Origin of the sequence: Pseudomonas lurida, from assembly GCF_002563895.1 — a bacterium.
GTDB classification, from domain to species: Bacteria; Pseudomonadota; Gammaproteobacteria; order Pseudomonadales; family Pseudomonadaceae; genus Aquipseudomonas; species Aquipseudomonas lurida.
Map to the genome: position 1 here is coordinate 1,074,473 of NZ_PDJB01000001.1, position 13,812 is coordinate 1,088,284.

The 13,812-nt window shown below is 60.7% G+C and carries 10 protein-coding genes, 1 other RNA gene and 1 pseudogene; 7 read left to right on the top strand and 5 right to left on the bottom strand.

Going from position 1 to position 13,812, the window contains the following annotated elements:
* Positions 1 to 265 precede the first annotated feature (265 nt).
* The 3 genes from ATH90_RS04860 to ATH90_RS04870 all read left to right on the top strand — a co-directional run bounded on the left by ATH90_RS04860 (position 266) and on the right by ATH90_RS04870 (position 6,488).
* Positions 266 to 2,125: a DUF1302 domain-containing protein gene (locus ATH90_RS04860; RefSeq protein WP_098465796.1), complete on the top strand. Its 1,860-nt coding sequence runs from the start codon at positions 266 to 268 to the stop codon at positions 2,123 to 2,125.
* A gap of 30 nt (positions 2,126 to 2,155) precedes the next feature.
* Positions 2,156 to 3,520 carry a DUF1329 domain-containing protein gene (locus ATH90_RS04865; protein ID WP_034102240.1) on the top strand — a complete coding sequence of 455 codons (1,365 nt, stop codon included), beginning with the start codon at positions 2,156 to 2,158 and terminating at the stop codon, positions 3,518 to 3,520.
* A 238-nt stretch (positions 3,521 to 3,758) separates the two neighbouring features.
* Complete coding sequence (locus tag ATH90_RS04870) at positions 3,759 to 6,488, top strand: winged helix-turn-helix domain-containing protein (RefSeq protein WP_098465797.1); 2,730 nt, start codon at positions 3,759 to 3,761, stop codon at positions 6,486 to 6,488.
* Here ATH90_RS04870 and ATH90_RS29510 read toward each other — a convergent pair.
* A pseudogene (locus ATH90_RS29510) lies at positions 6,485 to 6,777 on the bottom strand (HipA domain-containing protein); the annotation flags it as partial. The gene ATH90_RS04870 and the pseudogene ATH90_RS29510 overlap by 4 nt on opposite strands.
* Positions 6,778 to 6,948: 171 nt before the next feature.
* Here ATH90_RS29510 and ATH90_RS04880 point away from each other — a divergent pair.
* On the top strand, positions 6,949 to 7,593 hold the full coding sequence (locus tag ATH90_RS04880; RefSeq protein ID WP_034102243.1) for an MBL fold metallo-hydrolase: 645 nt from the start codon (positions 6,949 to 6,951) through the stop codon (positions 7,591 to 7,593).
* 193 nt (positions 7,594 to 7,786) lie between these two features.
* Complete coding sequence (locus tag ATH90_RS04885; RefSeq protein WP_021491873.1) at positions 7,787 to 8,560, top strand: YiaD family glycine zipper/OmpA-like lipoprotein; 774 nt, start codon at positions 7,787 to 7,789, stop codon at positions 8,558 to 8,560.
* Between the two features lie 58 nt (positions 8,561 to 8,618).
* Here the strand turns inward: ATH90_RS04885 and ATH90_RS04890 are convergent, their stop codons facing one another.
* The 4 genes from ATH90_RS04890 to ATH90_RS04905 form a co-directional block, all read right to left on the bottom strand.
* A complete protein-coding gene (locus tag ATH90_RS04890; RefSeq protein ID WP_012722284.1) occupies positions 8,619 to 9,200 on the bottom strand; it encodes a BON domain-containing protein in 582 nt (193 codons plus the stop codon).
* Positions 9,197 to 9,790 (bottom strand): phosphoheptose isomerase, encoded by a 594-nt coding sequence (locus ATH90_RS04895; protein ID WP_007904374.1) that lies wholly within the window; start codon positions 9,788 to 9,790, stop codon positions 9,197 to 9,199. The genes ATH90_RS04890 and ATH90_RS04895 overlap by 4 nt, the downstream gene beginning before the upstream one ends.
* Before the next feature lie 92 nt (positions 9,791 to 9,882).
* Positions 9,883 to 10,254, bottom strand: coding sequence for a YraN family protein (locus ATH90_RS04900; RefSeq protein ID WP_080758217.1), 372 nt, complete (start codon positions 10,252 to 10,254; stop codon positions 9,883 to 9,885).
* Positions 10,254 to 12,065, bottom strand: a complete 1,812-nt coding sequence (locus tag ATH90_RS04905; RefSeq protein WP_034102245.1) for a penicillin-binding protein activator — start codon at positions 12,063 to 12,065, stop codon at positions 10,254 to 10,256. The genes ATH90_RS04900 and ATH90_RS04905 overlap by 1 nt, the downstream gene beginning before the upstream one ends.
* A gap of 176 nt (positions 12,066 to 12,241) precedes the next feature.
* Here ATH90_RS04905 and rsmI point away from each other — a divergent pair, with 176 nt between their 5' ends.
* On the top strand, positions 12,242 to 13,147 hold the full coding sequence (rsmI, locus tag ATH90_RS04910; protein ID WP_164441208.1) for a 16S rRNA (cytidine(1402)-2'-O)-methyltransferase: 906 nt from the start codon (positions 12,242 to 12,244) through the stop codon (positions 13,145 to 13,147).
* Between the two features lie 96 nt (positions 13,148 to 13,243).
* An RNA gene (rnpB, locus tag ATH90_RS04915) (RNase P RNA component class A) lies at positions 13,244 to 13,597 on the top strand.
* The last annotated feature ends 215 nt before the right edge of the window (positions 13,598 to 13,812 follow it).

Genomic DNA, 13,812 nt, shown 5'->3' on the forward strand with positions numbered 1-13,812 from the left:
ATTTTCAGCCATCCTTGCCGCGTCGGCCCTCGCCGACATGGCGAAAGGACTGTGGCAGACGGGTTGGTGATGCAAATCACACTTTAGAGGGATCAAGCGGTACCCCCTGCTGGCTATAGTCCCACCCAGAGTTTTTCAAGGATGTTCCGCTTCGGGCCATGGGGGCTCGGCTGCCGAGCGGCATTGGAGTCGTTGTATTCCGGCCGTTACACGCATCAGGGAAAGAACTCACTGCCATAACAATAATGCACATGGAGTAGCGTCGATGACCTCAGTAAACCAGTTCTGGCGCCGGGCAAGACTGCCCCTGGCCGTCAGTCTCGCTTCTACGCTCGCCGGGCCCGCATTCGGCGTCAGTTTCAATATCGGTGAAATCGAAGGGAGTTTTGACTCGTCGCTTTCCGTGGGTGCCAGTTGGTCGACAGCCAAGGCCAATCGGGATCTGATCGGTGTCAACAACGGCGGCAGAGGCTTGTCGCAGACCTCCGACGACGGCCACTTGAACTTCAAGCGCGGTGAAACGTTCTCGAAGATCTTCAAGGGTATTCATGACCTGGAACTGAAGTACGGCGACACCGGTGTGTTTGTGCGTGGCAAGTACTGGTATGACTTTGAGCTCAAGGACGAAAGCCGTCCGTTCAAGGACATCAGCGACAACAACCGCAAAGAAGGCGCCAAGTCTTCGGGCGGGCAGATTCTTGATGCGTTCGTCTACCACAACTATGCGATTGCCGATCAGCCAGGGTCGGTGCGGTTGGGCAAGCAGGTTGTCAGCTGGGGTGAGAGTACTTTCATCGGTGGTGGCATCAACTCCATCAACCCGATCGACGTGTCGGCATTCCGTCGTCCGGGGGCTGAAATCAAGGAAGGCTTGATTCCAGTCAACATGTTCTATGTGTCGCAGACGCTGACGGATAACTTGTCGGCCGAAGCGTTTTACCAGTTGGAGTGGGACCAGACCGTCACGGACAACTGCGGAACGTTTTTCTCGCAGCCTGACGTGATCTCGGACGGTTGCGACAATAACCTGCGAGTACTCAACAAGCGCTCGACCATTCCGGGTGCCGCGCTCCCGACGTTGAATGCCCTGGGTGTGGACGTCAACAACGAAGGCGTGTTGGTGCGTCGTGGTCCGGACCGGGACGCGCGTGACAGTGGCCAGTTCGGCGTGGCCATGCATTACAACTTCGAACCGCTGGACACCGAGTTCGGTGCCTACTTCATGAATTACCACAGCCGTGCACCGATCTTCAGTGCGCAGGGTGCACCCTCCTCGGCGTACACCCGTCCGCTGGGGCCGCTGGCAGCGCTGCGTCCGCTGATCGTGGCGGGTAGCTCGAACTACTTCGTCGAGTACCCGGAAGATATCCGCCTCTACGGTTTGAGCTTCTCCACCACGCTGCCTACCGGTACAGCCTGGAGCGGTGAGTTGAGCTACCGGCCGAACGCGCCTGTGCAACTGAGCACGACTGACATCCTGTATGCCGGTGTCACGCCCATTCCGGGCTTTGGCAATGCATCAGTGCTTAAAGGGACGCCTGGCCAGGACCTGCATGGCTATAACCGCAAGGAAGTGACTCAGTTCCAGACGACCTTCACGCACTTCTTCGATCAGGTGATGGGCGCCAGTCGCTTGACCACCGTCGGTGAGATCGGTGTGACCCATGTAGGCGGCTTGGAAAGCAAGTCCGAGGCCCGTTACGGCCGTGATCCGGTATTTGGCCCAGGCAGTCTGCCTGGTGGGTTCTGCAACGCCCTCAATAACTCGACGGCCACCGGAGCCGGTCTGTCCAATGCGGCAGGACTGAACACCAACTGCAACAACGACGGTTACACCACCGCCACATCCTGGGGCTACCGCGCTCGCGCCATCTGGGAATACCCGGACGTGTTCGCAGGCGTCAACCTCAAGCCAAACGTGGCGTGGTCCCACGACGTCAAAGGTTACTCGCCAGGCCCTGGCGGTAACTTCGAAGAAGGTCGCAAGGCGGTCAGCCTGGGCCTAGATGCCGAGTATCAGAACACTTATACCGCCAGCCTGGCCTACACCAACTTCTTTGGTGGCAAGTTCAGTACGGTGGATGATCGCGACTTCGTCGCCTTGAGCTTCGGCGCCAACTTCTAAGCACACTGTATTTTCAGGAAGAACAACAACATGAAAATAACCAAAAGTCTGTTGCACGTGGGTGTGCTTGGGCTGTCGATCCTGGCGAGCAACGTCATGGCGGCAGTCTCGGCGGATGAAGCCGCCAAGCTGGGCACGACCCTGACTCCGATGGGCGCCGAGATGGCCGGCAACGCCGCCGGCACCATTCCAAAATGGTCGCCGCTGCCAACCAACGCCGGTGCCGTCGATGCCCGTGGGTTCCTGGCCAACCCCTACGCCAGTGAACAACCGCAATTCACCATCACTGCGGCAAACGTCGAGCAGTACAAAGACAAGCTGGCGCCGGGGCAGTACGCGATGTTCAAGCGTTACCCGGAGACCTTCAAGATGCCGGTCTACCCGACCCATCGCGGCGCTACCGTGCCGGCCGATGTGTTTGCGGCCATCAAGAAGAACGCCACCACCACCAACCTGGTGTCTGGCGGCAACGGCCTGGAAAACTTTGAAACCGCCGTGCCGTTCCCGATTCCAAAAAGCGGCGTCGAGGTGATCTGGAACCACATCACCCGTTATCGCGGCGGCAGCGTGACCCGCCTGGTCACCCAGGCCACCCCGCAAACCAACGGCTCGTTCAGCCTGGTGTATTTCAAAGACCAGTTCGTGTTCCGCGACAAAATGAAAGACTTCGACCCGAAGAACCCGGGCAACGTGCTGTTCTACTTCAAGCAACAAGTGACCGCGCCAGCGCGCCTGGCCGGTGGTGTGCTGCTGGTGCACGAAACCCTGGACCAGGTGAAGGAGCCGCGTTCGGCGTGGGTCTACAACGCCGGCCAGCGCCGCGTGCGTCGGGCGCCACAAGTGTCCTATGACGGCCCGGGTACCGCCGCCGACGGCCTGCGTACCTCCGACAACCTCGATATGTACAACGGTGCACCGGATCGCTACGACTGGAAGCTGGAAGGCAAGAAGGAGATCTACATCGCGTCCAACAGCTACAAGATCGACGATCCGAAGCTCAAATACGCCGACATCATCAAGGCCGGCCATATCAACCAGGACCTGGCTCGCTACGAGTTGCGCCGCGTCTGGCACGTCGTGGCCACCTTGAAGGAAGGCCAGCGCCACATCTACGCCAAGCGTGACTTCTTCATCGACGAAGACACTTGGCAAGCGGCGGTCATCGACCACTACGACGGCCGTGGCCAACTGTGGCGCGTCGCCGAAGCGCATGCCGAGAACTACTACGACAAACAAGTCCCGTGGTACGCCCTGGAAACTCTCTACGACCTGCAGTCCGGCCGCTACCTGGCCTTGGGCATGAAGAACGAAGAGAAGCAGGCGTATGACTTCGGCTTCACCGCCACCACCAGCGACTTCACCCCGGCGGCCCTGCGCCAGGATGGTGTCCGCTAAGCTGCACGCGTCACTCAATGTGGGAGGGGCTTGCCCCCGATAGCGGTGTGACAGTCAGCGCGTATTGACTGAGCCACCTCTATCGGGAGCAAGTGCCCTCCCATTTTTGTTTGTCGCGATATGTCTTGTCTCAGTTCTTTTTCAGGCAAATCCTGCAAAGATCTACAAACCTGCCGCTTTTACCGCTAGTCTGCGGACATCTGCAATGCCGACAACAGCCTTCTACAAGAGCCCGGCGATGACTGATCTGTCCCGAATCCAAGGGCCTGCCAGTGCGGTAATCCCAACCCTGGAAGGTCGCTTCTACAGGCCACCCCTACCTGACGGCTATGTGCTGCGTCCACGCCTGTGCGAACGCCTGAGTGCCGGCCTGGAAGGGCGGTTGTTGCTGGTCAGCGCACCGGCGGGGTTCGGCAAGAGTTCGTTGGCGGTGGAGTTCTGCCAGAGCCTGCCGGCGCATTGGCAAAGCCTGTGGCTGGGCCTGAGCCCTCGGGACAACGACCCTGGGCGTTTCCTCGAGCGCCTGCTCGACGGTTTGCAGCAATTCTTCCCGCAAATTGGCGCCCAATCGTTGGGCCTGCTGAAAATGCGCCAGCGTCACCAACCCTTTGCCTTCGAAGAATGGCTGGATGGCCTGCTCGATGAGCTGACCGTGCACCTGTCTACCCGCGCCCCCCTGTTGCTGGTGCTGGATGACTACCATCTGGCCCAGGGGCCGGTGCTCGACCGCTGCCTGCAGTTTTTCCTCAACCATCTGCCCGACGGCCTGGTGGTGCTGGTCACCAGCCGCCAACGCCCGGACTGGCATCTGGCACGGTTGCGGTTGTCGCGTCACCTGCTGGAGCTGCATGAGCAGGACCTGCGCCTGACGCACGGCGAATCGCTGGCAGTGCTGGATCGCCACAGCAGCTCGTTGCGCGGCGAAGCCCTCGATAACCTGATCCGCCGAAGCGAAGGCTGGGTCGCCGGGCTGCGTTTCTGGTTGCTGGCCGCCTCCGAAGCCGGCAGTGACGGCGCCTTGCCACAGAGCCTGCACGGCGGCGAAGGGCTGATTCGCGATTACTTGCTGGAAGAAGTCATCGACTGCCTGCCGGCCGAAGTCCAGGCGTTTCTGTACGACACGGCCCCGCAGGATCGTTTTTGCAGCGAACTCTGCGACGCGGTGCGTGAGGCCCATGACAGCGCCGACATCCTGCGCTACCTGCAAGCTCACCAAGTGTTCCTGGTGCCCCTGGACGAGCAGGGCCATTGGTACCGTTATCACCACCTGTTTTCCGACCTGCTGCGCACCCGTCGAGCCAGCAGTAATGTACTGCCGGCGGCCAGCCTGCACCTGCGCGCGTGCCGCTGGTTCAATGCCCAGGGCTTGATCGATGAGGCGGTGGAGCAAGCATTGCGCGCCGGCCACCTGGATGTCGCGGCCAACCTGGTGCAGAACCTGTCCGAAGAACAGCTGTTGGCCGAGCAGAATGTCGGCATGCTGCTGCGCTGGAAAATGGACTTGCCCGACAGCCTGCTGATCAGTACGCCGCGCTTGATCGTGCTCTACAGCTGGGCGCTGGGCCTGGCCTGCCAGTTGGATGCGGCCGAAGAACTGTCCAGCTACCTCAGCCGCTTCCTGCCGGCACCGTCGGCCACCGCGCAAAAGTCGATGTTGGCCCAATGGCTGGCGTTGAGCGGCATCATCGCCCGGGGCCGGGGGGACCGCGAACTGACCCAGCGCTATTGCAGCGAAGCCTTGGAAAGCTTGCCGCAACGGCGTTATGGCCAGCGGTTGATGTGCCTGTCGACCTTGTCCAACCTGGCCATTGTCGATGCCGACCTGTGGCGTGCGCGTGGCTTGAATCGCGAGTCCCTGGAGCTGGCGCAACGCGTCGGCAACCCATTGTTCGAGGCCTTGGCCCATTACGACCGGGCACGGGTGCTGCAGGCGCGCGGTGAAATCCTGCGTTCCCTGGATGAAGTGCGCCAGGGCCTGCAGCGCCTGCACGGGCTGGCGCCCCAGCGCTTGTACGCGGTGCGTGCGCGCTTGTCGCTCTATGAAGGTTATTTGCTGCTGGTGCGGTTCCAGCCCGAAGCCGGGCTTACCCGTTTGCGCGCCGGCCTTGCCGAAGCCCGTGCTTGCCGCGACATCAGCGTGTTGATCGGCCATTGTGTGATCGCCAGTTTCGAAGGGCGCCGGGGCGAGTTCGCCAAGGCCTTTGCCGAACTCGCCGAGGCCGAGCGCCTCATGCATATCTGGGACGTGCCGCCGATCTACTACCTGGCGATGATCACCCTGATCAAATGCGAACTGTGGCTGGCCCAGGGCCGTACCGACCTGGCCGACGCCTGGCTGACCCGCCTGGGGCAGACCTACAACGGTGAGCATGCCGCCGCCGCACCGGAATTCCACCCGCACCTGCCGCAGCACATCGGGCTGCAGCAGGCAGCGCTGGATGCTACTCGCCATCAACCCGCCGCGGCGTTGCAACGCCTCGAAGAACTAGCACAACAGGCCCATAACGACGGGCGCCAGATGATCGCCCTCATGGCCCTGACGCAACAGGCGCAGTTGCTGCTGGAAGGCGGCCAGGAAGCCAAGGCGCGTCCGGTACTGGCCCAGGCACTTGAGGCGGGCGCCGGTGGCGCGTTGCAACCCTTCCAGCGTTTGCTGGAAACCCACCCGGAGTGGATGCGCGAGCAGCTCGCCAAGGACCCCCATGGCCTGCTGAACCAGAGCCTGCTGGCGCTGTTGCCGGCGGTCGTGGTGGCGGAGATTGCGTCGACCCACGAAACCCTGAGCACGCGCGAGCTGGCGGTACTGCAACTGATCGCTCAGGGCTGTTCCAACCAGGAGATCAGTAACCGGCTGTTCATCTCTTTACATACGGTCAAGACCCACGCGAGCCATATCAACAGCAAGTTGGGTGTCGAACGACGTACGCAAGCGGTGGCGCGGGCGCAGGAGTTGAGGCTGATTGGTTAAGCCTGGGCTGTTGCGAAAGCCGCAGCCATGCAGCCTTGTTCTCGGGGTGAACCACCCGCTACTTCAGCCACGGTCCGCCAGTGGCTCACCGAAAGGCGCGGTCCATTGCCTGGCTCCAGGATAAGGCCCTGATTGCGCAAGTGTCGTCGGTGGTTGAAACCGAGATATTGAAGACGCTGCGTGTCCACAGTTCCTGCAGATCCCGCTCGGTATTCGAGCCGTTGCGCATCAGCACTTCTGCCAGCTCCATGTAGCGGGCTCCTGAACTCGCGTCGTCATCGTCGACCCGGCCAGGAGGGGCATGGCGCCAGCACGAAAGAGGTGACGGGCGCCCAGCAATTAGTCTGACTCGCCGAGCTGAGTGTTCGCGTCATATAACCCGTCGTGTAGGTCGCGTTCCAGGCGTCGCTTCATCAAATTATAGTTTAATTGCATTTAGTACGACTCAGAGACTCCTCCCATGACGCTAACGCCCCCCACGCTCATTCGCGAAACCTTCCCCGTCGGCCCGTTGCAGTGCAACTGCACCATCATCGGCGACCCCATTAGCAAGCAAGCCATCGTCGTCGATCCGGGCGGCAACCATGAACTTATCCTGGCGCGGCTCGATGCCCTGGGGCTCAAGGTGGTGAGCATCATCCACACCCATGCCCACCTGGATCACTTCCTGGCGTCTGGCCAGTTGAAAGAGAAGACCGGCGCCACGTTGCACCTGCACAAAGAGGATCAATTCCTTTGGGATAACCTGGAAATGCAGTGCCAGATGTTTCGTGTGCCCTATACCCCGGTGCCTGCCCCGGACCGCTGGCTGGAAGATGATGAAGAGCTGGCGTGCGGCTGCGGCGTGGCGTTGCACACGCCGGGGCATACGCCGGGTTCGATGAGCTTCTGGTTTGCCGATGCCAAGCTGCTGATTGCCGGCGATACACTGTTCCGTCGAGGCGTGGGGCGTACGGATCTATGGGGCGGCGACCAGGCCACCATCGTGCGTTCGATCAAGCAGCGTCTGTATACCCTGGACGAGGGCGCGACCGTGGTCACCGGTCACGGGCCGGACACCCGCTTGGGTGATGAAATGCGTGAGAATCCTTTCGTGCGGGCGTGAAGGAATAATGGCTGGGGAGGGGCTTTTGCCTGGCAGGCAAACGTTGTAGCAAAAAACTCAGGTCGTGTTCAGCGAGCGTCTGCTACGGTTTCTGTAGCCACGGAATTTTTACCGTTTATCGCGTTCCAAACTCGGCACAGGTCCATTGCCAATGTCCTTTGCACCATAGAATGCAAAAGTAGGAGCTCCCTTCATGTTCACTTCGCGTCGTCTGCTTGTTGTCGCTACCTGCGTAGCTTTGTTGTCCGGCTGCGCATCCCCTAACCCTTATGACGGCAGCAGCCAGGGGCAGGCAAGTAATGAGTCCGGCGGGATGAGCAAGACCGCCAAGTACGGTGGGCTGGGTGCCCTCGCTGGTGCCTTGGCCGGCGCGGCCATCGATCACAACAACCGTGGCAAGGGCGCACTGATCGGTGCCGTCGTTGCGGGTGCTGGCGCTGCCGGCTATGGCTACTACGCCGACCAGCAGGAAAAGAAACTGCGTGAAAGCATGGCCAATACCGGTGTTGAAGTTCAGCGCCAGGGCGATCAGATCAAGCTGATCATGCCGGGCAACATCACCTTCGCGACCAACTCCGATGCGATCTCCAGCAGCTTCTACCAGCCACTGAACAACTTGGCCAACTCCCTCAAGCAGTTCAACCAGAACACCATCCAGATCGTCGGTTACACCGACAGCACGGGTAGCCGCCAGTTGAACATGGACCTGTCCCAGCGTCGTGCGCAGAGCGTGGCCAACTACCTGACTTCCCAGGGCGTCAACGGTGCCAACCTGAGCGCCCGTGGCGCCGGGCCGGATAACCCGATTGCCAGCAACGCCGACGTCAACGGCCGTGCGCAGAACCGTCGTGTGGAAGTGAACCTCGGTCCGATCCCGGGCCAGCAGTACGGCCAGCCAGGCGCCCAGCAACAGGCGCCGCAACAGAACAACCAGTTCCAGGGCAACCCGTACTCCCAGTACCAGTAAATATTCGTTCATAAAAAAGGGCGCCGTAAGGCGCCCTTTTTTATGGCTGTCGGTTACATCAATCGATGTACTCGAAGACCTTCACGATTTTCTGCACGCCGGACACACCCTGCACCAGGTTGGCGGCGCGAGTGGCTTCCGCCTGGGTGAGCAGGCCCATCAGGTAGACGATGCCGTTGTCGGTGACGACCTTGATGCGCGAGCCGGGGATCGCGTTATCGGTGAGCATCTGTGCCTTGATCTTGGTGGTCAGCAATGCGTCATTGCTGATTGCCAGCAGCGTGATCGGGTCCATCACCTGCAATTCGTTGTGCACCTTCTTAACCCGCTGTACCGCGGCGGCGGCTTGTTCGGCCTGGGCCTTGAGGTCGGCGCGTGGCGTCTGGCCGGCGAGTAGCACGACGCCGTTGAAGCTGGTCACCACGATGCGCGAAGCACCGTTGCCCAGGTCTGGCGCGGCCTTGGCGACGTTGACCTCGACCTTGGTCTCGATCAGCGAGTCGTCGATCTTGCTGCCGAAGGTGCGGGTGCCCTTGTCATCCTGAATAGGGGTGTCACGTGTTGCGGTGATGGCCGTGCTGCAGCCGCTGATAGCGAGGCACAGGGTGATGGCCAAAAGGCTTAGGCGGTTAACGGTCATTCTTCACTCCCAAACAGTTGGCTGTCGATCAGGTCGCACAGGCAGTGGATCGCCAGCAGGTGGACTTCCTGGATACGTGCGGTGACATTGGCCGGTACGCGAATCTCCACGTCTTCAGGCAGCAGCAGCGAGGCCATGCCGCCGCCATCACGTCCGGTCAATGCTACGACAATCATTTCGCGATCATGTGCGGCCTGGATCGCTTGAATAATATTCGCCGAGTTGCCGCTGGTGGAAATCGCCAGCAGCACGTCACCTGGTTGGCCCAGGGCACGGATCTGCTTGGAGAAGATTTCGTTGTAGCTGTAGTCGTTGGCAATCGAGGTGATCGTCGACGAATCGGTGGTCAAGGCGATGGCCGGCAGGCTCGGGCGCTCACGCTCGAAACGATTGAGCAGCTCGGACGAGAAATGCTGGGCATCGCCGGCCGAACCGCCGTTGCCGCACGAAAGCATTTTGCCCTCGTTGAGCAAGGCATTGACCATGACCTGACTGGCTTGCTCGATGTGCGGTGCAAGTACGTCCATCGCCTGTTGCTTGGTGTCGATACTGGCCTGGAAAAGCTGGCGAATTCGGGATTGCATGTCCATCTGTGTGACCTTAAGTAGCGCGGCTGTTTGGCACAGGAATGTGCAGCCCGCAAAGCAAAGAGCAAAAGTGTGTGGTGAAGATGTCCGGCGAATCAGCTGTCGAAGGCATTTTTAAGCCAGTTCAGATCAGCCTGACCAGACGGTGTGCTTTCTATGGCAACCACATCGAAACGGCAGGGGGCGTCGGCCCAGCGATGCTCTTTTTGCAGGAAGAACTGCGCGGCGAGTATCAGCTTCTGACGCTTGCGCCCGTCGATACTGGCGAGCGCGCCACCCCATTGTGCGTGTTTTCTGTAGCGGACTTCGACGAATACTACTGTATCGCCGTCAAGCATGACCAGATCAAGCTCGCCACGTTTACATAACCAGTTCTGCGCCAACAGGCGCAGACCTTGTTGTTGCAAGTGCGTGAGCGCTTGTCGTTCGGCGTCCTTGCCGCTTTGTGCGCTGGACCGCTCGGGCATCAGCGCGGGGTGTCTGGCAGGCGTTGGACCTCACCGCCGACAAACTTGGCCCAAGGCATCTGGCGATCTACGCGTTGGTTGTTGCTGATGCCCAGGTTGCCCGACAGACCGTCGACACGGGTATCCGGCAGGGCCTTGAGTTGCCCCAGGCGTGGCGCCAGGCGGTAGGCATCGACGCCCATCGCGTAGAGGCGGCCGAGGCTGCCATTGGCTTGCGGCCATTGTGCGGCAACCTGGTTGCGCAGTGGGTCAGTGGTGTTGAGCAGCCAAGGGGTTTCGCAGAACATCACGTTGGTCATGTCCAGGTACTGGTTCTTGTCGCCGCTGGCACTGAACACGTGGGACGTGGCGTACACCGGTACATCGCCGGCGTATTGGAAGTTCAGTGTCGGCTTGATCTGCTGGGCCAGTTGCGGGGTGACGGCCAGGAAGATGAACTCGATGTCCTGGCGACGCGACGGCTGCGCGGCTACGTCGGTGCCAACGGTGCTTTGCAGGCTCTTGGCGCGGCCTTCGCTTTTACGCAGTTGGAACAGGTCGGCAATCTGCTGGGCGAGGGCAACCGGCTGGTCGACATACTCGACACCCACAACCGTACCGCCATTGGCTTCCCAGTCCTGGCGGAACGCCTTGTAGACGCGCTCGCCCCATTCGCCACGAGGCACCATCGCCGCAGCGCGATGCAGGCCGTCGGCACGGGCGCGGCGCGATACTTCGCGAGCTTCGTCTTCTGCGGCCAGGCCGAACTGGAACAGTTGCGCCGGGCCTTGATCCGTCTCGCTGTAGTTGAGCGCGAGGGTGGTGATTGGCAATTGCGGGCGCGCGCTGAGTTGCTTGACCAGCGGTTTTTCCAGCGGGCCGACCACCAGTTGCACGCCGGCGGCCTGGGCCTTGGCGTAGAAATCATCGAGGGAGGTCAAGCGCGAGCTGTCATAGAACTCGATCACTGGCGGCTTCTGCCCGGCTTGTTCAGCCTGGTAGTGCGCGGCCATGAAACCTTCGCGCAGCGCTTTGCCGACGGAGGCCAGAGGGCCATCCTGCGGCAGCAGCAGGGCGATCTTGTTCAGGGGCTGGCTGGCCAGTTCCTTGAGTTTGGTCAACGGCGTTGGCAGTTCCACGGCAGCCGGATGGCCCGGGTTCTGCGCGCGCCAGGTGTCGATGGCCGCTTGTTGTTGCTCCAGCGTGCCGGCGCCCTTGACCGACTGGGCCAGGGTGATCCAGCCGTCCAGCACCGGGTTGCCGCTGGCCTGTAGCTGTTCGGCCGGCAGGGCGGCAATCAGTACCCAGATGGCTTCGTGGTTGTTTTTGGCGGCATCGCCGGTGAGCAGCGGCGCCATGGCGACGCGTTCACGCGCGGCAGCCAGGGTCTGGCCATCGGCTTCATAAGCACGTGCGTGCACACTGCCGGTTCGGAGCTGCTGTTCAGGCGGCAGGTCCTTCAGGCTTTGCAGGCTCGGGTGGTTGAGGGCAGCCAGCGCCGCCTTGGGCTGGTTGCGCGCCATGGCCAGTTCGGCGGCCAGGGTGCTGGCAAAGACTTGCGCGGCTGGCTTGAGGACGTCCAGGGGCACTTGCGCAAGAATCTGCGACGAGCGACCAGGGTTGTTCTGCTTGTAGGCCATGTCTGCCGCACTCAGGCGCAGCAATGCGGCCTTTTCTGGCGTCTTGGCGGTAGTCGCCTGTTCGAGCAGTTGCTCGATACTGGCGTCCGGGGTCCGTGGAAGGTCGCCAAGGCTGGACGAGGGCGAGCTGGCGCACGCGGCCAGCAAGGCAGCGAGGCAGAGGGCGGAGAGCAGCCGCAGGCAAGCGATCATGTAAGTGTTCCTGATACCGATCAAATTAGCGTGGAATTGTACCCAAGCACTGGCCCAGGCGCGATGTTACTGGCGTGAAACCGTCGATTTAGGTCGTGCAAATGTTGCAGGTGGCTATCAGCGGCCTGAAAGGCATCGGCCGTGATGGCATATTTTCAAGGCGCCTACGCGCTACAATGTCGCTTTTGCCAACCATCGAGGTGTGCGTTTTGACTGCTCCAGGTCCTTTGAATTCCACTGCAGGCTCGCTTTTTGTCGTGGCGACGCCCATTGGCAACCTGGACGACATCAGTGCCCGGGCATTGAAGGTGTTGCGCGAGGTTAAATTGATCGCGGCTGAAGACACGCGGCACTCCCAGCGTTTGATGCAGCATTTTGGTATCAGCACGCCATTAGCGGCCTGCCATGAACACAACGAGCGCGAAGAAGGCAGCCGTTTTATCGTGCGCCTGCAGGCTGGCGACGATGTGGCGCTGATCTCCGATGCGGGCACGCCCCTTATCTCCGACCCTGGCTACCATCTGGTGCGCCAGGCGCGGGCCGCTGGTATCAATGTAGTGCCAGTTCCGGGAGCGTGCGCGCTGATCGCTGCATTGTCGGCGGCGGGCTTGCCGTCCGACCGTTTTATCTTTGAGGGTTTTCTGCCGGCCAAGGCCGTGGGGCGACGTGCGCGCCTGCAAGCGCTGAAGGAAGAACCGCGCACCTTGATCTTCTATGAAGCCCCGCATCGCATCCTTGAGTGCCTGCAGGACATGGAGCTGGTATTTGGCGGCGAACGCCTGGCACTGCTGGCCCGTGAGCTGACCAAGACCTTCGAAACCCTCAAGGGCCTGCCGCTGGAGGAGCTGCGCGCATTTGTCGAAGGCGACAGCAATCAGCAGCGCGGCGAGTGTGTGGTGCTGGTGGCGGGCTGGACGGCGCCTGAGGATGAAGATGCGGTTGGCAGCGAGGCCATGCGCATCCTCGACCTGTTGCTCAAGGAGATGCCGCTCAAGCGTGCGGCGGCCCTGGCGGCGGAAATCACTGGCGTGCGCAAGAACCTCTTATATCAAGCTGCGCTGGATAAACAGAAAGGCGAATAGTTCCGGGGTCTAAGCTGTATTCCGTCTGAACGTGATGGCAATTCTGAACTTTTATTACTTGTCCTAAGTCCGCCGTGCCGTTAACCTGCGCGGCGGAGAGTCGATTGGACAGTCGCTGCCCTCTATGAAAATTAGGGGGGGGAGGAAAGTCCGGGCTCCATAGGGCGAAGTGCCAGGTAATGCCTGGGAGGCGTGAGCCTACGGAAAGTGCCACAGAAAATAACCGCCTAAGCACTTCGGTGCCGGTAAGGGTGAAAAGGTGCGGTAAGAGCGCACCGCACGACTGGCAACAGTTCGTGGCTAGGTAAACCCCACTTGGAGCAAGACCAAATAGGGTCCCAAGGCGTGGCCCGCGCTGGGACCGGGTAGGTTGCTAAAGATGTCCAGTGATGGCCATCGTAGACGAATGACTGTTCAAGACAGAACCCGGCTTATAGATCGACTCTCCACCTTTTTCCTTCTGTCCGAATCTCGAGCAGAAACCCGGTAGTAACGCAAGAATCCCTCCCTGCCAAATCATTGGCAGATGCATCTTCGTAATACCAAAAAAATCTTACTCTTAATAAATTACTTTAACTTTAGGCCATAGCTCTTTGAGCTATTTGCGCTTGTTGGGCCCAAAACATCGCCGAACTCTGGTTTCTCCTCCTTTTACGCTCCTAAAT